This is a genomic window from Serratia proteamaculans (assembly GCF_013337185.1).
GTDB lineage: Bacteria > Pseudomonadota > Gammaproteobacteria > Enterobacterales > Enterobacteriaceae > Serratia > Serratia proteamaculans_D.
The window spans coordinates 252,158-272,269 of record NZ_SWDE01000004.1 but is presented as its reverse complement, the minus strand read 5'-3'; the positions used below and the strand labels follow the sequence as shown (position 1 = coordinate 272,269).

Here is a 20,112-nt window from a genome sequence, read left to right as displayed (position 1 = left end):
TCCCCCGTGATCGGCTTGCGACCACAGGGGATGATGGGGTAAGAATGCCCTGCTGGTTTAAAGCGCCGGCTGCACCATAAACTGGCCGGCGCTGCCGCGATCCGCCATCTCCAGCGTCTGGCTGTAGAACAGGAACGGGAAATGTTCTGAAGTGGACTGGTTGAAGTAAACCAGCAGTTCGACGTCGCCGTCGACCCATACCGTGTCCTTCCAGCCGCGATCTTCCGCCATCGGCTGCGCGCCGTTGACCCGTTTCACCAGGAAGCGTACGCCCTGAATATGGAATGCCTGTGGCGTATCCGCATGGATATTCCAGCGCTCCCAACTGCCCTGCTGGGTTTGCACATCGATACGGTTCATGTCCCAGATAGCCCCGTTGATCCCGGCCTGGCTATCGCCCAGACGGAATTCACGGGTGCGGCTGACGCTGCCGTCCAGCAGTTCATCCGCCAGCAAACGCATTGGCAGGTTATCGGTCACCAGCGGCAACAATCCGGTCGGTTTCAGCGTCAGAACCTGGGTAGAAACCAGAATGCTCGAAGGCTCAATCAGGCCACGCAGGCGATCCATAATGCCCGCAGCTTCACCGGCGCTGATCGTCACTTCATCGCCTTTCGACATATCAATCAGCACTTCACGGCGCTCACCCGGTGCCAGCGAAAGCTGTTGCACCGCTACCGGTGCCGGCAGAAAACCCTGATCGCTGGCGATTACGTTTAGCGGCCGGCCGTCACTCAGTTGCAGCATGTAGCGGCGTGAGTTGGAGGCATTGAGCAGACGCAGGCGCACCCAACCGCGTGACACTTCGATATAAGGGTTTTGCACGCCGTTAACCAACAGCGTATCGCCGACAAAGCCGCCCTGAGACGGAGGGTTATATTCCGGTGTGCCAAAGTTATCCAGTCGCTTGTCCTGAATGATCAACGGGAAATCATCGACGCCATAGTGGTTGGGCAACGGCAATGCCTTGCTGACTTCATCCTCGACCAGCCACAACCCGGTCAGGCCATTGTAAACATGCGGGGCCATACGGTTGGGCGTGCTGGCGTGATACCAGCAGGTAGCGGCACTCTGGCGGATAGGCAACACCGGCGACCAGTCAACGTTAGGCGACATCATGCGCGGGGCGCCACCCGTCAGGGTACCCGGCACCTGCAGACCACTGATGGTCATCGCCACCGGCTCCGGCAGGCGGTTGCTGTAGATCAGCTTGACGTCATCGCCGTTATAAACCCGCACCGTCGGCCCAAGGTACATGCCGTTAATGCCCCACACCGACGCCTTGCGGTTATCCATAAATGCCCAATGGGCGCGCTGCAAGGTTAAAAACAGTGGCTGGCCGCGGCGAGATTCCAGCAATGGGGGAATAGGTAATGGGGTCTGCATTCCGCTCGCCTCAGCCCTCAGCGGCACGGCTCCTGCGCACAGCGCCAGGCCCGATGCCTGAATAAACTGACGTCGACTGAGTGACATATTTTCTCCATGAAAAGCAATGACTAAACCGTGTGCAAAGACCGGGCTCCTGTTAATCAGATTAGCAGGAGCCCGGGCGTTAACGGCATTTTACGCCGTTTAAAAGTTCATTCTTTGAAGCCGGTAGGAATATTATTTTCCGGCTGCATTGCGCTGGGCGACTTCCGCGTCCAGCTCGGCAATTTTCGCCAACATCAGCTCATGGCAATGGGCTGCCAGCTCACGCACATTTTCTCTACCGTAATTACTGATATCGATCGGTTCCATCACTTCTACGATCGCATGACCGTTATCCCAACGGTTAAGATTAATTTTACCGCTGGTGGTGGAAACGCAGATCGGCACAATCGGCACCCCGGCAGCGATTGCCGCGTGAAATGCGCCGGTTTTAAACGGCATCAACCCACGGCCGCGGCTGCGGGTGCCTTCAGGAAACATCCAGACCGAAATATCACGTTTTTTAAACTGTTCCGCCACCTGGGCAATGGTGCCGTGCGCCTTGGCGCGATTATCCCGGTCAATCAGCAAGTTACCGGTCACCCAATACAGCGGGCCGAAGAACGGGACCCACAGCAGGCTTTTTTTACCCACGGTCACAGTGCGCGGCTGTACCGCTTTGGCGGCCGTCACCATATCGTAGTTATTCTGGTGGTTGGCAATATAAATGCAGTTGCCGTTTTTGGCCGCATCGGCCGGCACCCGGACTTCCACTTTAAGACCAAATAACCCGGACAGGCGGCCAAACAAATGACCGAACGTCGCCACATGGCGGGGATCTCGGGGACGGAATACCAAACAGTAAATAGAACCGAAAATGCACACCAGAAGACAATACAGGGTGGCGAGCACGGCACGTAAAATTAATAACATAACAACCTCATTAGCACACTGCCGACGCAGCCTGAAACGCTGCGCAGATCCCTTTACTCATTCTTTGATTGCAGGGTTCGAAAACCTGCCCTGCCTTTTTTTGCTATTTTCCCGCCAGCCGACGAAACGCACAATAATTTTATGCCGGGAAATGTTAACTATTTGAAAATAATTGCCGGTGGTGGGAAATAAAGCGGGCGCAGCATGCTGCGCCCGTGGGGTTATCCAGCCTTCTCAGGCTTATTCTTCGCTGTCACCGGTAGGCGCACGTGCCGGGGCATCAACCTCTACGCGATCGATTCGCTGCAGGCCACGTGGCAGTGAGGTGCCTTTACGGCCACGTTCCGCACGGAACTTCTGCAAATCTTCCGGACGCAGCGTCAGCTTGCGTTTACCCACGTGCAGGGTCACAGAGGTTTGCGGCGGCAGCACGAACAGCCATGCCAGCTTGTCTTCACCGGATGCGGCCTGCGCCGACGGGATAGAGACAATCTTGTTGCCCTTGCCCTTCGACAATTGCGGCAGGTCGGCAACCGGGAAGAACAACATGCGACCGGCAGCAGTGATCGACAGCAGCATGTCATCGTCACCGTGGATTTCCATCGGCGCCAGCGCTTTGGCGTTATCCGGCAGAGTAATCATAACCTTACCGGCACGGTTACGCGCCACCAGATCGTTGAAGGTACAGACGAAGCCATAACCGGCGTCGGAAGCCATCAGCAACTTCTGATCGTCCGCAGCCATCAGCACCTGCTCAATGGTCGCGCCCGGCGGTGGCGTCAGCTTGCCGGTCAACGGCTCGCCCTGCCCACGCGCCGAAGGCAGCGTCAGCGGATCCAGCGCGTAGCTGCGCCCGGTGGAGTCGATAAACACCACCGGCTGGTTGGTCTTGCCGCGTGCCGCACTGCGGAAGCTGTCACCGGCCTTATAGCTCAGGCCACTTGGATCGATATCGTGGCCCTTGGCGCTGCGCACCCAGCCCATTTCAGACAGCACGATAGTCACCGGCTCCGACGGCACAAAGTCGTGCTCGCTCATCGCCTTGGCTTCTGCACGCTCGGTAATCGGCGAGCGGCGATCGTCGCCGTAGGCCAGTGCATCGGCCTGGATCTCTTTTTTGATCAGGGTGTTCAGCTTGCGCTCGGAGGCCAGCAGCGCCTGCAGTTGATCGCGCTCTTTGGCCAACTCATCCTGCTCACCGCGGATCTTGAACTCTTCCAGCTTCGCCAAATGGCGCAGTTTCAGTTCGAGGATCGCTTCGGCCTGGGTATCGGAAATGCCAAAGCGCTGCATCAGTACCGGCTTCGGTTCGTCCTCGCTACGGATGATGTGGATCACTTCATCGATATTGAGGAACGCCACCAGCAAACCTTCCAGGATGTGCAGGCGTTTCAGTACTTTTTCCAGACGGTAGTTCAGGCGGCGACGCACCGTATCGCGACGGAATGCCAGCCACTCGGTGAGGATTTCCACCAGCCCTTTCACCTGCGGGCGGTTGTCCAGACCAATCATGTTCATGTTGATGCGGTAGCTGCGTTCCAGATCGGTCGTGGCAAACAGGTGATTCATCACCTGATCCAGATCGATACGATTGGAGCGTGGCACAATCACCAGCCGCGTTGGGTTCTCGTGATCGGATTCATCACGCAGATCCTCGACCATCGGCAACTTTTTGGCACGCATCTGGCTGGCAATCTGCTCCAGTACCTTGGCGCCGGAAACCTGGTGCGGCAAGGCGGTGATCACCGCGCTGCCGTCTTCTTTATTCCAGACGGCGCGCATGCGTACCGAGCCACGACCGTTCTGATAAATTTTGCGGATTTCTTCACGCGGGGTAATGATCTCGGCTTCGGTCGGGTAATCCGGGCCCTGGACGAACTCGAGCAACTCCTCCAGCGAAGCGCCAGGCTTGTCGATTAACGCCACCGCAGCGGCGGCCACTTCACGCACGTTGTGTGGCGGAATATCGGTCGCCATACCCACGGCAATACCGGTGGTGCCGTTCAGCAGGATGTTGGGCAGGCGGGCCGGCAACATCTTCGGCTCCTGCATGGTGCCGTCAAAGTTTGGCACCCAGTCAACGGTGCCCTGGCCCAATTCGGCCAGCAACACTTCCGCGTATTTGGACAGGCGGGATTCGGTATAACGCATCGCAGCGAAGGATTTCGGATCATCCGGCGCCCCCCAGTTCCCCTGGCCGTCTACCAGCGGATAGCGATAAGAGAAGGGCTGCGCCATCAACACCATGGCTTCATAGCAGGCACTGTCGCCGTGCGGATGGTATTTACCCAGCACGTCACCCACGGTACGGGCAGACTTTTTGAATTTGGCGCTGTTATTCAGCCCCAGCTCAGACATGGCGTAGATGATGCGGCGTTGTACCGGCTTCAAACCGTCACCAATGTACGGCAACGCCCGATCCATGATGACGTACATGGAATAGTTCAGATAGGCGTTTTCAGTGAATGTGTGCAGCGGTAAACGCTCTACACCGTCATGAGTCAGATCACTCATTACTCAATTATCCTCAGACCGTGGCTTGGCAATCCCTGGACGACAAAGGGTTGATTCTGTCCGCGATAGTAACTCATCAGCGGGGTGGCTGTCACAGATGGCGCAGCAATCGTCCGGTGTCGCGGGTTCATCGGCCGATTTTATGCAAAATTTCGCTATCCCACGGCGTATTTATTGACTCACAGTCAACACTGTTGTGCGCTGGATCCCATTTTTACTTACATTGCTAAGCATTACACTCCCTGTCAGCGAAATGTTTTCCGCACCTGGCGCGGAGGACATCAAATATTTTAACTCTCACAGGTGCCGTGAAAGATGAGCAATATCCTGATTATCAATGCTAAAAAACAGTTCGGTCACTCTAACGGCGAACTCAACCAAACCATGAGCGACGTGGCGGAAACCTATCTGCGCGATGTTCAGCACCAGGTACAGGTTACCGTGGTCGATGGCGGTTACGACATCGAAGCCGAAGTACAAAAATATCTGTGGGCCGACGTGGTGATTTATCAGATGCCAGGCTGGTGGATGGGCGAGCCGTGGATCCTGAAAAAATACATCGACGAAGTGTTCACCGCCGGGCATGGCAGCCTGTACGCCAGCGATGGCCGCACCCGCTCGGACGCCGGCAAGAAATACGGTTCCGGTGGCCTGATCCAGGGCAAAAAGTACATGCTGAGCCTGACCTGGAACGCCCCGCTGGAAGCCTTTACCGACCCGGAACAGTTCTTCCACGGCGTCGGCGTTGACGGCGTGTATCTGCACTTCCACAAGGCCAATGAATTCCTGGGTATGGAAGCGCTGCCGACCTTTATCTGTAATGACGTGATTAAACAACCGGATATCGACAGCGACATCGCACGTTATCGCGAGCATCTGGCCGAAATTTTTGCTTAACTGGCATTATGCACGTCAATTAATGAGGTAATGATGATCACCGTAATTGCAGAAATCAAAACCAAACCGGGCCACCGTGAAACAGTCCTGAAGGCGATTGAGAAACTGATCCCGCTGGTGCTGGCAGAAGACGGCTGTAGCGAATATACGCCAATGGTCGACAGCCACACCCAGGCCCCCTGGCAGAAACTGTCACCGGATTCCGTGTTTATGCTGGAAAAATGGGCCAGTCAGGCGCATCTGGAAAAACATCTGGATATCGCTCACATGCATCGGCATCGTGACACCATCAAGGACAGCGTACTGGGCGTGACCATTCACGTACTGGGTAACGCACTTTAATACCTGCCGCTCTCTATAGCGTCTGCGCATCAATATGCGCACTGACGTAGTCCAGAAAACAGGTAATACGCGCCGCCAGTTGAGTATTGCGGTAATACACCGCATTAATTGGCTGGCGCACATCCAACGTCTCCTGCTCCAGCAGCGGTACCAGCCGCCCGCTCCGCTGATCGTCACGGGTCATAAAATCAGCCAACTGCACAATCCCCTCCCCGCGTAACGCCAACTGCCGCAAGGTTTCACCGCTGGATGCCGATATCGTCGGTGCGATAGCAAAATGCTGCGCCTGCTGATAACGCAGCGGCCACAGATTGAGTGATTCCGGTTGGGTGAAACCCAGCAGGCTGTGATCTCGCAGCGCTTCGACGCTGGCCGGTGTACCGTAACGTGCAAGGTAATCCGGGCTGGCGAGAATACGTAAACGGCTGGCGCCCAGCAGGCGCGCATGAATGGTCGAATCCCGTAGCGCGCCGATGCGAATGGCAATATCGGTACGTTTCTCCAGCAGATCGATGATCAGGTTGTCGGTATTCAGTTCCAGCTCAATTTGCGGGTAGCTTTGGCGAAAACCCGCCACCAGCGGCACTATCACGTGTTCCATAAAGGGTGCGGCGGCATTGACCCGCAGCCTGCCGGCGGGGATCAGCCTGCGCAGCGCCATCTGCTCTTCGGCGTTCTCTACCGAGTTGATAATTTCACGCGCATGGCCGAGAAAACTTTGGCCCTCTTCGGTCAGCTCCAGCCGTCGCGTGGTGCGGCGCATCAGGGTGGTATCGAGCTTTTTTTCCAACCGGCTGAGAGCACGGCTGATGCCGGAGGTGGTCTGGCCGAGCTGTTCGGCGGCGGCAGTGATTGAGCCGCTGTCAACAACGGTGGTAAACGCCAGTAATTCTTCGAGGGTGATTTTCATGCATTCCGCCCAGAGTGGTCGGGTGCCGCACGCGGTACCCCTGCGGGAAGAAGGCCCGGCGGGGAAGCCGGGCCTGTCGGTCTATCGCCTGGTCTGTCAGGCAGACAGCTCGGCCATATCGCCTTTGTCCTGCAGCCAGTTGCGGCGATCTTCAGAACGTTTCTTGGCCAGCAACATGTCCATCATCGCCAGCGTCTGATCCACGTCCTCGTCGCTCACCGTCAGCTGCACCAGACGACGGGTATTGGGGTCGAGCGTAGTTTCACGCAGCTGTGGCGGGTTCATCTCGCCCAGCCCTTTAAAGCGCTGAACGTTAGGCTTGCCCTTTTTGCGCTTCAACTGTTCCAGTACGCCGGCTTTTTCTTCTTCATCCAGCGCATAGAACACCTCTTTGCCGAGGTCGATACGGTACAGCGGCGGCATCGCTACATACACGTGGCCGCCCTTCACCAGCGAACGGAAGTGGCGTACAAACAGCGCGCACAGCAGCGTGGCAATGTGCAGGCCGTCGGAGTCCGCATCCGCCAGGATACAAATTTTGCCGTAGCGCAGTTGGCTGAGATCTTCGCTGTCCGGATCAATACCAATCGCCACCGAGATGTCATGCACTTCCTGCGAGGCCAGCACTTCGTCCGAAGAGACTTCCCAGGTATTAAGGATTTTACCTTTCAGCGGCATGATCGCCTGATACTCACGATCGCGTGCCTGTTTGGCTGAACCGCCCGCCGAGTCCCCTTCCACCAGGAACAACTCGGTCATGTTCAGATCCTGCGAGGTACAGTCAGCCAGTTTGCCCGGCAGTGCCGGACCGCTGGTCAGCTTCTTGCGCACCACTTTCTTGGCCGCACGCAGACGACGCTGGGCGCTGGAAATGGCCAGCTCGGCCAGCTGTTCCGCCGCCTGTATGTTCTGGTTCAACCACAGGCTAAAGGCGTCTTTCACCACGCCGGAGACAAAGGCCGCGCACTGACGCGACGACAGACGCTCTTTGGTCTGCCCGGCGAACTGCGGATCCTGCATCTTCACCGACAGCACGTAGGCGCAACGATCCCAGATATCTTCAGCAGAAAGCTTCACGCCGCGCGGCAGAATATTGCGGAATTCGCAGAACTCGCGCATCGCATCCAGCAACCCCTGACGCAGGCCGTTGACGTGGGTGCCGCCCTGCATGGTCGGGATCAGGTTCACGTAGCTTTCGGTCAGCAGTTCACCGCCTTCCGGCAGCCACAGCAGTGCCCAGTCTACCGCCTCGGTGTCGCCGGCAAAGTTGCCGACAAACGCCGCTTCCGGCAGGGTAATCAGGCCGTTAACCGCTTCCATCAGGTAATCGGTCAGGCCGTCCTGATAGCACCAGCGTTGTTCGGTATTGTTCAGCTTGTCGATGAAGTAGATTTCTACCCCAGGACACAGCACGGCTTTGGCTTTCAGCAGGTGGCTGAGGCGCGAAACCGAGAAACGCGGGCTGTCGAAGAACTTCTCGTCAGGCCAGAAGTGGATGCTGGTGCCGGTATTGCGTTTACCGCAACTGCCGGTCACCGCCAGGTCCTGCACCTTGTCGCCGTTTTCGAAGGCAATGCTGTAGACGTTGCCGTCGCGCTTGACGTTGACTTCCACCCGGGTCGACAGGGCGTTAACCACCGAAATCCCCACGCCGTGCAGGCCGCCGGAGAACTGGTAGTTTTTATTGGAGAATTTACCGCCCGCATGCAGACGACACATGATCAACTCAACCGCAGGAACGCCTTCTTCAGGGTGGATATCCACCGGCATGCCACGGCCGTCATCGATCACTTCCAGTGACTGATCGGCGTGCAAAATCACGTCGATGCGCTTGGCGTGACCGGCCAACGCTTCATCGACGCTGTTATCTATCACCTCTTGGCCGAGGTGATTGGGGCGCGTCGTGTCGGTATACATGCCGGGACGACGGCGCACTGGTTCTAGACCGCTGAGTACTTCAATGGCATCAGCGTTATAGCTGGATTGAGTCATCGTTGAATTTTTCGTGGTTAGTAAGGAAGGTGCCGGAACCGTCTGATTAGACAGAGTTTAGCCCTAAAAAATCCACAATCTGGGGGAAGTAATGCTCGAAACCGACGAAGGCGTGATTTCCACCCGACTCCACCGTCTGTCGACATGCGGTGTAATACGCCACCGCTTGCCCATAATCGAGAATTTCATCGCCCGTTTGTTGCAGCAACCAGATTAAATCCGGCGACTCCAAGGGATCGATCTGCATCGTTTTCAGATCGTAAACGTGTCGAGACTCTAACACATATTGCTGGCCGGTGTAGGGGTTCTCGTTTTTGCCGAGGTAGTCAATCAGCAGCTCAAACGGCTTCACAGCAGGGTTAACCACTACCGCCGGCAGTGAAAAACACTGCGAAAGCCAGGTTGCGTAGTACCCGCCCAGTGAGGAACCGACCAGGCCTATCGTCTGCCCGGCGCGCTCCATCACCATGTTCTCGATCATCTCGGCAGCCTCCGCCGGGAAAACCGGCAGCTGTGGCACTAATACCTCGATATGCGGATGATGTTCGGCCAGCCACGCCTTGAAAGACGTTGCCTTGGCCGAGAACGGCGAACTGTTAAAACCGTGCAGATAGAGCAGTGTCGAAGGCATCAGTACCCTTCCGAATCCATGTCGGGGCGGAAATCGTCGTTTTCCAACCGGAAAACCTGCGTTTCGACGCGGCCGTCCGGCAGTAAATCAATATAGCGCCAGCCGGGTGAAACCTCGTCGATGGTGAAATTGGTGCAATGCGGCTTGAACTGTACGCAGGTTGACGGCGATGCCAGCAGGCGCCGGCCCTGCCACTCCAGATCCAGCTCCTGGTGAATATGCCCGCACAGCAGGGTATTCACTTTCGGGTAACGCAGCAGCACCGCGCCCAGCATATGCGGGTTGCGCAGGCTGTGCTGATCGAGCCAGGTGCAGCCGGAAGGCAGCGGATGATGGTGCAGCAGCATCAAGGTATAACGCTCGGGATAGGCTTGCAGGCAGCGCTCCATCCACTCGAGCTGATAGTCGCTCAACTCACCGTAGGGCACGCCGAACACCTGGCTATCGAGCAACAGCACCTGCCAGTGGTCACCGACCAGTACCTGTTTTGACGGGGCAATTCCGGCGTCGGCCAGTGCGTCGACCATCGCCGGCTGGAAATCATGGTTGCCCGGCAGCCAAACGCAAGGCGCCGGCAGTCGTGCAATACCTTCAGCAAAGTGCCGGTAGGCAGCCAATGAATGATCCTGTGCCAAATCACCGGTGGCGACGACCAGATCAAAATCACGCTGCTGCGCCAGAATAGCGTCCAACACCGCGTGGTAGCTGCGATAGGTATTAATGCCAAGCAAAGTCTCATTTTCGCCGGCAAAAAGGTGGGTATCTGTTATTTGCAGGATCCTGACCCTGGCCCCACTTGCCACGGTCGGTTTAAACAGGCTTTCCAAATGGTGTCCTTTGTTATCTCAGTCTGTTTAACAAACCGGAACCGCCATTGCTCCATGCGCCAAACAGTAGCGCAACCAATCAGCAAGAAACTGGTTAATTTGATGCTTTTCGTCGCGTTGATGCAACTTTTTGTTGGGATAATCATAACGCGCTTTAAAGCGATAGATCTGCTGACTTGAACACACTTCCGCAACCATCGCGTCATGATACAGCCTGACCGTCATGGCAGGCAGGCTCCAGTAGCTGACCGCCGGGGCGGTCTGTTCGATTTGCACCAGCGAGGTATAGCGGGTGGATTCAATAATGGTCAGACGATAACTGGCGCCGTTCACCTGATAAGTCACCGTTTCACCCACTTCGTCATTGCGCGGCAACAAGCGGCGCAATTGCGCGAAGTTGGTTTCGCACAATCTCATCATTTCGGGGAAATCAGGGGTATAGCGCTGTTTCATTAATTGGCCCACTCTTTTCTTAACGATTCATGGTGCAACGCCAGCCACTGCAATGCAATCACCGATGCCGCGTTATCAATCGCGCCCTCTTCAACCCAGCGGTAAGCCTGCTCGCGGCTGACCACATGAACGCGGATATCTTCATGCTCTTCTTCCAGTCCATGAATCCCTTCCGCCGTCGTGGCGTCCACTTCGCCCACCATAATCGACAAGCGCTCGCTGGTCCCTCCGGGGCTGGCCAGGTAGCTCAGCACCGGCTTGCAACGTCCGACCACTACGCCGGCTTCTTCTTGCGCTTCACGGCGGCAGACGTCTTCAACGCTCTCGCCGGTTTCGATCATACCCGCCACCATTTCCAGTAGCCAGGGGGAGCTACTGGTATCGACCGCGGCGATCCGCAGTTGTTCAATCAGCACCACCTCGTCACGCACCGGGTCATAGGGAAGTAACACCGCGGCGTGCCCACGTTCGAAAATTTCGCGTTTAATTTCGGGACTCATCTCACCGTTGAACAAGCGGTGGCGGAAACGATATAAATTGAGTGAAAAAAAACCACGATAAAGCGTCTCACGTGCAATAATTTCTACATCATTTTTATCGAGAGTAACGGGCGATGGTTGCGAGTGGCTCATAAATGAATTCTCCAGCGTGAGTATGCCGATAAAATAAACAGTTTTGATGACAGAAACGGCGGGATAATCTTCCGCGGCTTTATGATAGATTGTGAGCCATGATATCAGGTGTGACGTACGCAGCCAGTTGAACTAAGGTAAACAGGCGGCCTGAAAGGTAAAAGTTACGCAAGATGGCACATTCAGCCACCTGAGGCGTACAACAGACTCTGTTAGAATCGGCAACTATTTCGTCTATCGTCAGCGCTAACAACATAGCAATATTGCTGCACAACAAGGAATGCAAATGAAGAAACTGCTCCCCCTTCTTATCGGACTGAGCCTGGGCGGCTTCAGTGCAATGAGCCAGGCAGAGAACCTGCTGCAGGTCTACAAACAGGCCAGGGAAAGTAACCCGGATCTGCGCAAAACCGCCGCTGACCGTGACGCCGCATTCGAAAAAATCAACGAAGCGCGCAGCCCGCTGCTGCCGCAGTTGGGTTTGACCGCGGGTTACGATTACACCAATGGTTATCGTGACAGTAATGGCGTTAACAGTAACGTCACCAGCGGTTCCCTGGCGTTGACGCAGACCGTATTCGACATGTCCAAATGGCGTGCGCTGACGCTGCAGGAAAAAACCGCCGGTATCTCCGACGTGACGTTCCAGACCTCATCGCAGCAGCTGATCCTCGACACTGCTACTGCCTATTTTAACGTGCTGAGCGCCATCGATACGCTGTCTTATACCCAGGCGAACAAGCAAGCGGTTTACCGCACCCTGGACCAGACCACCCAACGCTTTAACGTGGGCCTGGTAGCGATCACCGACGTGCAGAACGCCCGTTCGTCCTACGATACCGTGCTGGCGGCCGAAGTGACTGCCCGTAACAACCTGGATAACGCGCTGGAAAAACTGCGCCAGGTGACCGGCACCTTCTATCCGGAACTGGCCTCGTTGAATACCGACCGTTTCAACACCAAACGTCCGGATGCAGTCAATAACCTGCTGAAAGAAGCCGAAAGCCGCAACCTGAGCCTGTTGTCCGCTCGTTTGAGCCAGGATCTGGCCCGTGAACAGATCCGCTCGGCACAAACCGGCTACATGCCAACGGTAGACGTCAGCGCATCAACCGGCATCAGTAATACCAAATATAACGGTTCCGCTACCAGTGATCCATCGCGTTTCAGCGATTCCGATGCCGGTCAGAATAAGGTTGGCATCAGCTTCAATATGCCGCTGTATAACGGCGGCCAGACCAACTCGCAGGTGCAGCAGGCGCAGTACAACTTCGTCGGCGCCAGCGAGCAACTGGAAAGCGCCCACCGCAGCGTAGTGCAGACCGTTCGTTCTTCGTTCAATAACGTGAACGCCTCGATCAGCAGCATTAACGCCTACCAACAAGCGGTAGTGTCTGCCCAGAGTTCATTGGATGCGACCGAGGCCGGTTACCAGGTCGGTACCCGTACCATCGTCGACGTGCTGGATGCGACCAGTACGCTGTATAACGCCAAGCAACAGCTTTCCAGCGCGCGTTATACCTACCTGATCAACCAACTGAACATCAAGTCGGCGCTCGGTACCCTGAACGAGAACGACCTGATGATGCTGAACGGCGCATTGGGTAAACCCATTTCCACTTCGCAAGACGTGGTAGCACCGCAGACCACCGCACAGGACGCTTACGCCGAAGGCTATAACGGCAACGCACCTGCGCCGCAAACTGCAGCACCGGTTGCCGCCCGCACCTCCGCGCCGGCGACCACCACCAGCCAGCCTGTACGCAACAGCGGTAATCCATTCCGTAATTGATTGCAGTACTGCGCTGAATACGGGGTCCGGCTTCTGCCGCACCCCGTTTTTTTTTGCCTGCTCATCGGTTCTGCCCACCGTCTCACAGCCGTTCCCCCACCCCGCAGTGGTATCATCAGGGCTATCGTTTATCTCGTCTGGACGGGATCCAATGGAAAACACCTCAAGCTGGCAACGTCTGATCGAAGGCGAGCTTCCGCCCGCACAACGCCCTGCGCCGGCAATCTATGCTTCCTGGCTACGCTGCCGCAGCCTGATGCAGCCTGCGGTGTGGAAAAAACCCCACTGCGCGCTCGGTGCCACCTTTAACTCCATCTGCCAGCGTAAGAACGATCTGCTGACGCTCGGGCAGGCGGCGCTGGAAGACGCTTGCGAATACATGGAACAGCGGCGCTGCCTGCTGATGATCCTCGACGAAAGCGGCTGCATGCTGTGGCTGTGCGGCGATACGCCGACGCGCGAGCATCTGCAACAATTGGGTTTTATGCCTGGCGCTTATTGGGCGGAGGGGGACATCGGCACCAATGCACCGTCGCTGGCGGTGGCGGAGGGCCACCCAATGCAGGTCCGCGGCAGCGAACATGTGCGCGAAGCGCTGCACGACTGGTCATTCTGCGCCACGCCGGTCTATGACAACAGTGGTCGTCAACGCGGCTCGATTGCATTAGGCTGCCTGCTTGCCGACTGTGCCGCCGGCGATCTGTCATTGACGCTGGCATTGGCACGCGAGATCGGCAATTCACTCAACGCCGACAGCCTGCTGGCAGAGTCCAACCGCCATCTGAATCAGCTTTACGGCCTGCTCGACGGAGTGGATGACGGTGTTATGGCCTGGGACCATCGCGGCTATCTGCAGTACATCAATCAGCGTGCCGCCTCCTTGCTCAAGCTGGATGAACAACAAAGTCAGGGCAAGCCCCTGAGCCAGTTGCTGACGCTGCCCGCCCTGCTCAATCGGGCCATCGCCCAGCGCCAGCCACTGCAACACGTTGAAGTGACCTTCGAAAGCCAGCGGCAATTTATTGCGGCACTGTTAACCCTCAAGCCGATCCTCGACGGTGAACGCTGCAGCTTTATCGCCCTGCTGCATCCGCTCGAACGACTACATCAGTATGTCAGCAGCCAACTGGGGCGCGTCAGCCACAGTTTTGAACAGATGCCTTCCGCCTCGCTGGAGATGCGGCGGTTGATTCGCTATGGCCAACAGGCGGCGAAAGGCCAGCACCCGATCCTGCTGTGCGGCGAAGAAGGTGTCGGCAAGGAGCTGCTCAGCCAAGCGATCCACAATGCCAGTGAGCGTGCCACCGGGCCTTACATCGCCCTCAACTGCCAGTTATTACCGGAAGCCCAGGGGCTGCGGGAGCTGTTGGGCAGCGATGCCAACGAGGAAGAAGCGGGCCAGCTCAGCAAGTTTGAACTGGCCAATGGCGGCACGCTGTACCTGGAACAAATCGAGTATTTACCGGCGGAGATGCAGTCTGCGCTGCTGCAGGTGCTGAAAACCGGCGTAGTGATGCGGCTCAATTCCAATCGGGTGATCCCGGTCGATGTGCGGGTGATCGCCAGCAGCGCCGCCGATCTGCCGCTGCTGGTGCAGCAGAATCGCTTTCGCCGCCAACTGTTCTACAGCCTGCAGGCGTTCGAGATCCAAATCCCGGCGCTGCGCCAACGGCTGAGTGATATTCCACTGCTGGTGAAGCACCACTTGCGCACGCTGGAACAGCATTTCCAGTGCCGTTTTCGGGTGGATGACGAGGTGATGGTCCAGCTCGGTCTGTATCTGTGGCCTGGCAACGATCTGGAACTGAAGGGGGTGGTAGAGCGCACCGCGATGATGTGCCACGGCCACCATCTGCAACTGGCGGACTTACCCGAGCACTTGCTCAGCCACCAGCCACTGCTGGAAAGTGAACCGCAACCGGGCATGCCGCTATTAACACTGGCGGAGATGGAACGTCAGGCGATCATTCACGCGGCCAAGGTCAGCCGCGGACAATTGAACGAAATGGCGCAGCTGCTGGACATTGGTCGCACCACGCTGTGGCGAAAAATCAAACAATATCAGATTGATATCCGCCAGTTTAAGCTGCGCGCCTGAGGGCACGCCGTCAGTGGCTCAGTTGCAACACACCGCGCGCCGCATCCAGCATCGCTTTCTGGCCGTTGCAGGTTTTGCTCATGCAATCGTTCATGCCCACTACCATCGGCATGCCCATCGCCTTGGCCAAAATGGCGCTGTGCGACAGCGCGTTACCGCCGCTTAAGCAGATGCCGAGCACCAGACGACGATCGAGCATCACCACGTCGGACGGCATCAGTTCGTCCATCACCAAAATGGACGGCACGGTTAGCGTAATCACAGGTAACGGCTGCTGTTGCAGATGACTCAGGGTGCGACGCAGCATGTCGCGCACGTCCAACTCCCGCGCCCGCATATATTCGTCATCCAGTTCGCGATACTCCCCGGCAATGGCTTCCATCTCCTGCCGCCAGGCCTGCTCGGCACTGCATTGCTGGCGGGCGATACGGGTATAGGCCGCCTGCTGCAAATCCGGGTCATCCAGCAGCATACTGTGCGCACCGAATATTGCCGCCTGCGGCTTGCCAATCAATGAGCCGGTGCGTTCCGCCAGGCGGTTTAAATCGCTCAGCGTATGCTGCAATGCCTGACGCAACCTCTGTTGTTCGTTCAGCACGTCGTCGGCACCAATAGTGCGCTCGACCACTGTCGGCCAGAAGCTGAGCGCCTGCCATACCGGGCCACTGGTCACGCTTTCCGCCACCGGAATGCCATGCAGCGAGGGCAGGCTCTGCTCAGACACCGTTTCACCAAAGTGCTGCTCTGCCAATGCGCTAAACGCCGCCAGTGCCTGTTCGGCCTGCGGTCCGTCAGCAATCAGCCGGATGGTGTCGCCGTGGCGCACCTGCAAAAGCGCAAGCTGGTTAAGGCTACGCGGATTGGCGCACTGGCCCTGCTTTTCCAGCACCAGTTCGGCATCAAAGGGGGCCAGCGCTTCCGCCAGCCGCGCCGCCGGGCGGGCGTGCAGCCCATGCGGGTTCTGTACCGTCCAACTGACGCTTTTCCCCTGGGCCATCGGTAATTCAACACTTTGCGCAACCGGCGCAGCGGCTTCCCCCAACTGCGCCTGTTTGGCCTGCAACGCACCCTGCGCCTCGGCCAGTACCTGTTCCAGCCCGGCTCCGGCATTGGCAGCCACCACCGCGGCCAGCGTCCCTTCAACCAGCGGTGCCGAACATAGACGGACTTTGGCGGCCAATGACGGATCCAGCAGTTCGATCGCGGTTTCGGCACTCAGCAGCGCACTGCCCAAGTCCATCAGCACCACAATGCCCGCACCGTCAGCCACCGACTCAATCGCTTCCATCACTTTGACCGCATCGGTGCCTATCGGGTGCTCTGCATCATCAACACCCGCCGCCAGCACCAGTTTGCAGCCATCGCCACGCATCATCTGCAACGCCAGCTCTTCAACCCCGCGCGCCAACAGCGCGCTGTGTGAAACTACAACGATATTGATCATCTCGCCTCCTGCTATTGGCCGGCGACCGCTGCCAGCGTTTTCATCATCAGCATCACCGAGGTGGCACCCGGATCCTGATGGCCGATGCTGCGCTCACCCAGGTAACTGGCCCGCCCTTTGCGGGCCTGCATGGTGATGGTGCTTTCAACCGCCTGCTCCGCCCGTTCACTGGCGCGCTGCAAGGCCTCCGCCACGCTTAGCTGCTGCTGAGCCGACTGGCCCAGGCTTTCCACCACCGCCCACCAGGCGTCACACATGGTTTTATCACCCGGCTCCGCCTTGCCACGCATCACCACGCCTTCGACGCCTTCCTGCATCATTTGATGCAGCTCCGCCAGATCCAGGCTCTGCTTGGCATTGGTCGACTGCGCCGCGCGGATGAAGAAGGTGCCAAACAGCGGACCACTGGCTCCCCCCACGCTGGACAGCAGCGTCATGCCGGTGTTCTTCAGGATAAAGCCGATGTCTTTGTCCGCCACCGAAGGCAGCTTTTCCACCACCTTGTTGAAGCCGCGGTTCATGTTCAGCCCGTGGTCGGAATCCCCTATCTCGGTATCCAGCCGGGTTAGAAAATCACGCTGCTGCGCAAACACTTCGCCGCAACACATCAGCCAGTCGACCACTTGTTGTTTGGTTAACGCCATGATTCCTCCTCAGCAACCCCAACGCAGCGCAGGCGTTTTCACCGGCGCATCCCACAGGGACAACAGTTCGTCATCCACCTTCAGCAGCGTGATTGAGACCCCTTGCATATCCAGCGATGTGCAATAGGACCCCACCAGGCTGCGCTCAACAATCATTCCCGCTTCAGCACAACGCTCTGCCAACCGGTGATAAACGCCATACAGTTCGGACAGTGGCGTCGCGCCCAGGTTGTTTACCAGTGCGATCACTCGGTCACCGCGCGTCAGCGGTTGTTTGGTCTGCACTTCATCGCGCCATTCGCCCTGTTGACGATCCCAGACGCGGATGGTGCGCTGGTAATGACCATGATCGATCAGGGTATGGAACATGTCGTCCACCGCCGCATTCAGGGTGGTGAACGGGCGTCGCGCAATGCCCGGTTCACCGTGAATACCGACGCCGAATTCCATTTCGTTTTCCGCCAGCACGAATGACGGTTTGCCGGCCGCCGGTACGGTACAGGCCCCAAGCGCGATGCCGATCGAATGCCCGTGATTATTGATGTTGTGGCCCAGCGTCACGATGCTATCGAGGCTGTCGCCACGCGCCGTTGCCGCACCGAGCAGTTTCTCCATCAGCACGGTATTGGCCACCCCGCGTCGCCCGGCGGTGAACAGGCTGTCTTTAACCGCCACGTCATCGTCCACCAGCACCGTCGCCACCTGGATACCGCTGTCGTGCAGCAATTCGGTCGCGGTTTCAAAATTCAAGATGTCGCCGGTGTAGTTTTTAATGATCAACAGCACCCCAGCACCGCCGTCGATCGCCTGGCCGCACTCGTACATTTTATCCGGCGTTGGCGAGGTAAAAATTTCCCCCGGGCAGGCACCGTCGAGCATGCCTTCGCCGACAAAACCGCAGTGCATCGGCTCATGACCGCTGCCGCCGCCGGACAGGATCGCCACCTTACCCGCCACCGGCGCATCGGCGCGGGTGACGAACACCGGCTCCTGATGCACCAACAGCTCAGGATGAGCCTCTGCCAACCCCAGCAGTTGCTCTTCCAGTACCGACTCAACTTTATTGATCAGTTTTTTCACGGTTATTTCCTCGATTGGCCAACGGGGCGCAGCCAGTAAACTGCGCCCCTGCGGTATCAGCTTGAGTGTTGTTGCAGCCAGGCGCTGCCCAGCCGGTCTGCCGTCAGAATGGCCGCCTGTACGCTGGCAGGCGTGACTTCAAACGGCATATTGTGGATGGTTTCGCCTGCCGCGCAGCTGGCTTCGGCCACCGCCATGATTTTCTCTGCCGGATCGCCGCTAACGCCCATTTGCGCCAGCGTGATGGGCAGGCCGAGACGCTGGCAGAACTCCAGCACCGTTTCGATCTGCACCATGCTGCTGTTTTGCAGCACCAACTGTGACAGCGTGCCAAACGCCACTTTTTCGCCGTGGTACAGATGATGGCACTCTTCCAGCACGGTAAAGCCGTTGTGAATGGCGTGCGCGGCCGCCAGGCCACTGCTTTCGAAACCGATGCCGCTCAAATAGGTATTGGCCTCGATAATTCGCTCGACCGCCTCGGTCACCACGCCGGCCTCAACCGCCAACTTGGCTTTAACGCCCTCTGCCAGCAGCGTCTCATAGCACAACCGCGCCAGGTTCAATGCCGCCAGAGTCGATTTGCCGCCCGCCATGCTGGTCGCCTGGGCATCGAAACAGGCCTGCGCTTCAAAATAGGTTGAAAGCGCGTCGCCCATGCCTGCCACCAGCAACCGCACCGGCGCCCTGGCGATAATCGCGCTGTCCATTATCACCATGTCCGGATTACTGGTGTGGATCAGATATTCGTCAAATTCGCCCTGTTCGGTGTAGATCACCGACAGCGCACTGGTGGGCGCATCGGTAGATGCAATGGTCGGGATCAGCACCACCGGCAGATGCTGGTAATGGGCAATGGCCTTGGCGGTGTCCAGCGTTTTACCGCCACCGACGCCAATCACGCCGCGGCAGCCATGGGCTTTCAGTTCCTGGCCCAGCCGGTCGATTTCCTTATGGCAGCATTCGCCGTTGAACACACAGGCGTGATGTTTCACCCCGTGCTGGTGCAGGCTGCCCATCAGGGTATCGCCCGTCAGCTTCATCACGAAGTCATCGGCGATCACGAAATAATGGTCGGCAAGGGCTTTCGCGTATTCGCCCACGGCGGCCAATGCGTTGGCGCCCTGGATGTACTTGCCTGGAGACTGGATGATTCTCAACATAACCGGATCCTTGTAGGGAAATTGGCGATGGTAACGTTCAGATATCAGGTGATAGTGCGTCGGTCTTGTGCCGTCGCGTTGTTATGGACTGACTATAGGGCTTGCCGGAGGCTTTGCGACCTCCGGTATTTTCGTTTCATTATGGAACATTACTTTACCCATGACGTTCCATAATGAAACTCTGCCGAGGTTTTTTTAGCCGGTAAAGCGAGCTGGCGCACAGCCCAACGTATAACTGCGTAAAGAGTGGATTCCGTGGGCATTTCAGCTTTAATTTTGACCATCTTTCCCCTATCCTTACCGCCATTACTGGGAATGGGCGAATACAGCCCGACTGATGGGATGAATAA

At 57.5% G+C, this 20,112-nt stretch carries 17 protein-coding genes; 4 read left to right on the top strand and 13 right to left on the bottom strand.

The window, feature by feature from the left end:
* Positions 1 to 57 precede the first annotated feature (57 nt).
* From ftsP to parC, 3 genes are all read right to left on the bottom strand, one after another.
* Entirely contained in the window at positions 58 to 1,473 is a 1,416-nt protein-coding gene (ftsP, locus tag FCL49_RS17465; protein ID WP_174354508.1) for a cell division protein FtsP, read from the bottom strand.
* A 132-nt stretch (positions 1,474 to 1,605) separates the two neighbouring features.
* Positions 1,606 to 2,343 carry a 1-acylglycerol-3-phosphate O-acyltransferase gene (locus tag FCL49_RS17460; protein ID WP_012146957.1) on the bottom strand — a complete coding sequence of 246 codons (738 nt, stop codon included), beginning with the start codon at positions 2,341 to 2,343 and terminating at the stop codon, positions 1,606 to 1,608.
* A gap of 240 nt (positions 2,344 to 2,583) precedes the next feature.
* Entirely contained in the window at positions 2,584 to 4,857 is a 2,274-nt protein-coding gene (gene parC, locus FCL49_RS17455) for a DNA topoisomerase IV subunit A (protein ID WP_174354507.1), read from the bottom strand.
* A 315-nt stretch (positions 4,858 to 5,172) separates the two neighbouring features.
* Between parC and FCL49_RS17450 the strand changes: the two genes are divergently transcribed.
* Positions 5,173 to 5,754 carry an NAD(P)H-dependent oxidoreductase gene (locus FCL49_RS17450; RefSeq protein ID WP_174354506.1) on the top strand — a complete coding sequence of 194 codons (582 nt, stop codon included), beginning with the start codon at positions 5,173 to 5,175 and terminating at the stop codon, positions 5,752 to 5,754.
* Positions 5,755 to 5,787: 33 nt separating this feature from the next.
* Positions 5,788 to 6,096, top strand: a complete 309-nt coding sequence (locus FCL49_RS17445) for a putative quinol monooxygenase (RefSeq protein WP_135318093.1) — start codon at positions 5,788 to 5,790, stop codon at positions 6,094 to 6,096.
* A 13-nt stretch (positions 6,097 to 6,109) separates the two neighbouring features.
* Here FCL49_RS17445 and FCL49_RS17440 read toward each other — a convergent pair whose 3' ends face one another.
* From FCL49_RS17440 to nudF, 6 genes are all read right to left on the bottom strand, one after another.
* The gene (locus tag FCL49_RS17440; RefSeq protein WP_174354505.1) at positions 6,110 to 7,006 is read right to left on the bottom strand and encodes a LysR substrate-binding domain-containing protein; all 897 of its coding nucleotides are present in this window, start codon (positions 7,004 to 7,006) and stop codon (positions 6,110 to 6,112) included.
* A gap of 96 nt (positions 7,007 to 7,102) precedes the next feature.
* Positions 7,103 to 8,998 (bottom strand): DNA topoisomerase IV subunit B, encoded by a 1,896-nt coding sequence (gene parE / locus FCL49_RS17435; protein WP_012146962.1) that lies wholly within the window; start codon positions 8,996 to 8,998, stop codon positions 7,103 to 7,105.
* A 46-nt stretch (positions 8,999 to 9,044) separates the two neighbouring features.
* Complete coding sequence (gene yqiA / locus FCL49_RS17430; protein WP_174354504.1) at positions 9,045 to 9,629, bottom strand: esterase YqiA; 585 nt, start codon at positions 9,627 to 9,629, stop codon at positions 9,045 to 9,047.
* Positions 9,629 to 10,456, bottom strand: a complete 828-nt coding sequence (cpdA, locus tag FCL49_RS17425) for a 3',5'-cyclic-AMP phosphodiesterase (protein ID WP_012146964.1) — start codon at positions 10,454 to 10,456, stop codon at positions 9,629 to 9,631. Before cpdA ends, yqiA begins: the two co-directional genes overlap by 1 nt.
* Before the next feature lie 27 nt (positions 10,457 to 10,483).
* Positions 10,484 to 10,909: a DUF1249 family protein gene (locus FCL49_RS17420; RefSeq protein ID WP_085119263.1), complete on the bottom strand. Its 426-nt coding sequence runs from the start codon at positions 10,907 to 10,909 to the stop codon at positions 10,484 to 10,486.
* A complete protein-coding gene (gene nudF / locus FCL49_RS17415) occupies positions 10,909 to 11,541 on the bottom strand; it encodes an ADP-ribose diphosphatase (RefSeq protein ID WP_037416554.1) in 633 nt (210 codons plus the stop codon). The genes FCL49_RS17420 and nudF overlap by 1 nt, the downstream gene beginning before the upstream one ends.
* Positions 11,542 to 11,827: 286 nt before the next feature.
* On the opposite strand from nudF, the gene tolC reads away from it, so the two are divergent.
* The gene (gene tolC, locus FCL49_RS17410; protein ID WP_174354503.1) at positions 11,828 to 13,333 is read left to right on the top strand and encodes an outer membrane channel protein TolC; all 1,506 of its coding nucleotides are present in this window, start codon (positions 11,828 to 11,830) and stop codon (positions 13,331 to 13,333) included.
* Between the two features lie 151 nt (positions 13,334 to 13,484).
* A complete protein-coding gene (dhaR, locus tag FCL49_RS17405) occupies positions 13,485 to 15,431 on the top strand; it encodes a dihydroxyacetone kinase operon transcriptional regulator DhaR (RefSeq protein ID WP_174354502.1) in 1,947 nt (648 codons plus the stop codon).
* A gap of 10 nt (positions 15,432 to 15,441) precedes the next feature.
* Here the strand turns inward: dhaR and dhaM are convergent, their stop codons facing one another.
* From dhaM to FCL49_RS17385, 4 genes are read right to left on the bottom strand one after another with little or no spacing between them, the layout of a single operon-like run.
* The gene (dhaM, locus tag FCL49_RS17400; protein ID WP_174354501.1) at positions 15,442 to 16,875 is read right to left on the bottom strand and encodes a dihydroxyacetone kinase phosphoryl donor subunit DhaM; all 1,434 of its coding nucleotides are present in this window, start codon (positions 16,873 to 16,875) and stop codon (positions 15,442 to 15,444) included.
* An 11-nt stretch (positions 16,876 to 16,886) separates the two neighbouring features.
* Positions 16,887 to 17,519, bottom strand: a complete 633-nt coding sequence (gene dhaL / locus FCL49_RS17395; protein ID WP_174354500.1) for a dihydroxyacetone kinase subunit DhaL — start codon at positions 17,517 to 17,519, stop codon at positions 16,887 to 16,889.
* A gap of 9 nt (positions 17,520 to 17,528) precedes the next feature.
* Positions 17,529 to 18,599 (bottom strand): dihydroxyacetone kinase subunit DhaK, encoded by a 1,071-nt coding sequence (gene dhaK, locus FCL49_RS17390; protein WP_174354499.1) that lies wholly within the window; start codon positions 18,597 to 18,599, stop codon positions 17,529 to 17,531.
* Positions 18,600 to 18,655: 56 nt separating this feature from the next.
* Entirely contained in the window at positions 18,656 to 19,762 is a 1,107-nt protein-coding gene (locus FCL49_RS17385) for a glycerol dehydrogenase (protein ID WP_174354498.1), read from the bottom strand.
* Between the last annotated feature and the right edge of the window lie 350 nt (positions 19,763 to 20,112).

Coding starts and splice junctions, on each gene's coding strand:
- FCL49_RS17440 (WP_174354505.1), bottom strand. CDS start 7,006: ATGAAAATCACCCTCGAAGAATTACTGGCGTTTACCACCGTTGTTGAC.
- parE (WP_012146962.1), bottom strand. CDS start 8,998: ATGACTCAATCCAGCTATAACGCTGATGCCATTGAAGTACTCAGCGGT.
- FCL49_RS17385 (WP_174354498.1), bottom strand. CDS start 19,762: ATGTTGAGAATCATCCAGTCTCCAGGCAAGTACATCCAGGGCGCCAAC.
- FCL49_RS17460 (WP_012146957.1), bottom strand. CDS start 2,343: ATGTTATTAATTTTACGTGCCGTGCTCGCCACCCTGTATTGTCTTCTG.
- FCL49_RS17445 (WP_135318093.1), top strand. CDS start 5,788: ATGATCACCGTAATTGCAGAAATCAAAACCAAACCGGGCCACCGTGAA.
- nudF (WP_037416554.1), bottom strand. CDS start 11,541: ATGAGCCACTCGCAACCATCGCCCGTTACTCTCGATAAAAATGATGTA.
- dhaR (WP_174354502.1), top strand. CDS start 13,485: ATGGAAAACACCTCAAGCTGGCAACGTCTGATCGAAGGCGAGCTTCCG.
- tolC (WP_174354503.1), top strand. CDS start 11,828: ATGAAGAAACTGCTCCCCCTTCTTATCGGACTGAGCCTGGGCGGCTTC.
- FCL49_RS17450 (WP_174354506.1), top strand. CDS start 5,173: ATGAGCAATATCCTGATTATCAATGCTAAAAAACAGTTCGGTCACTCT.
- dhaL (WP_174354500.1), bottom strand. CDS start 17,519: ATGGCGTTAACCAAACAACAAGTGGTCGACTGGCTGATGTGTTGCGGC.
- dhaM (WP_174354501.1), bottom strand. CDS start 16,875: ATGATCAATATCGTTGTAGTTTCACACAGCGCGCTGTTGGCGCGCGGG.
- parC (WP_174354507.1), bottom strand. CDS start 4,857: ATGAGTGATCTGACTCATGACGGTGTAGAGCGTTTACCGCTGCACACA.
- yqiA (WP_174354504.1), bottom strand. CDS start 9,629: ATGCCTTCGACACTGCTCTATCTGCACGGTTTTAACAGTTCGCCGTTC.
- ftsP (WP_174354508.1), bottom strand. CDS start 1,473: ATGTCACTCAGTCGACGTCAGTTTATTCAGGCATCGGGCCTGGCGCTG.
- FCL49_RS17420 (WP_085119263.1), bottom strand. CDS start 10,909: ATGAAACAGCGCTATACCCCTGATTTCCCCGAAATGATGAGATTGTGC.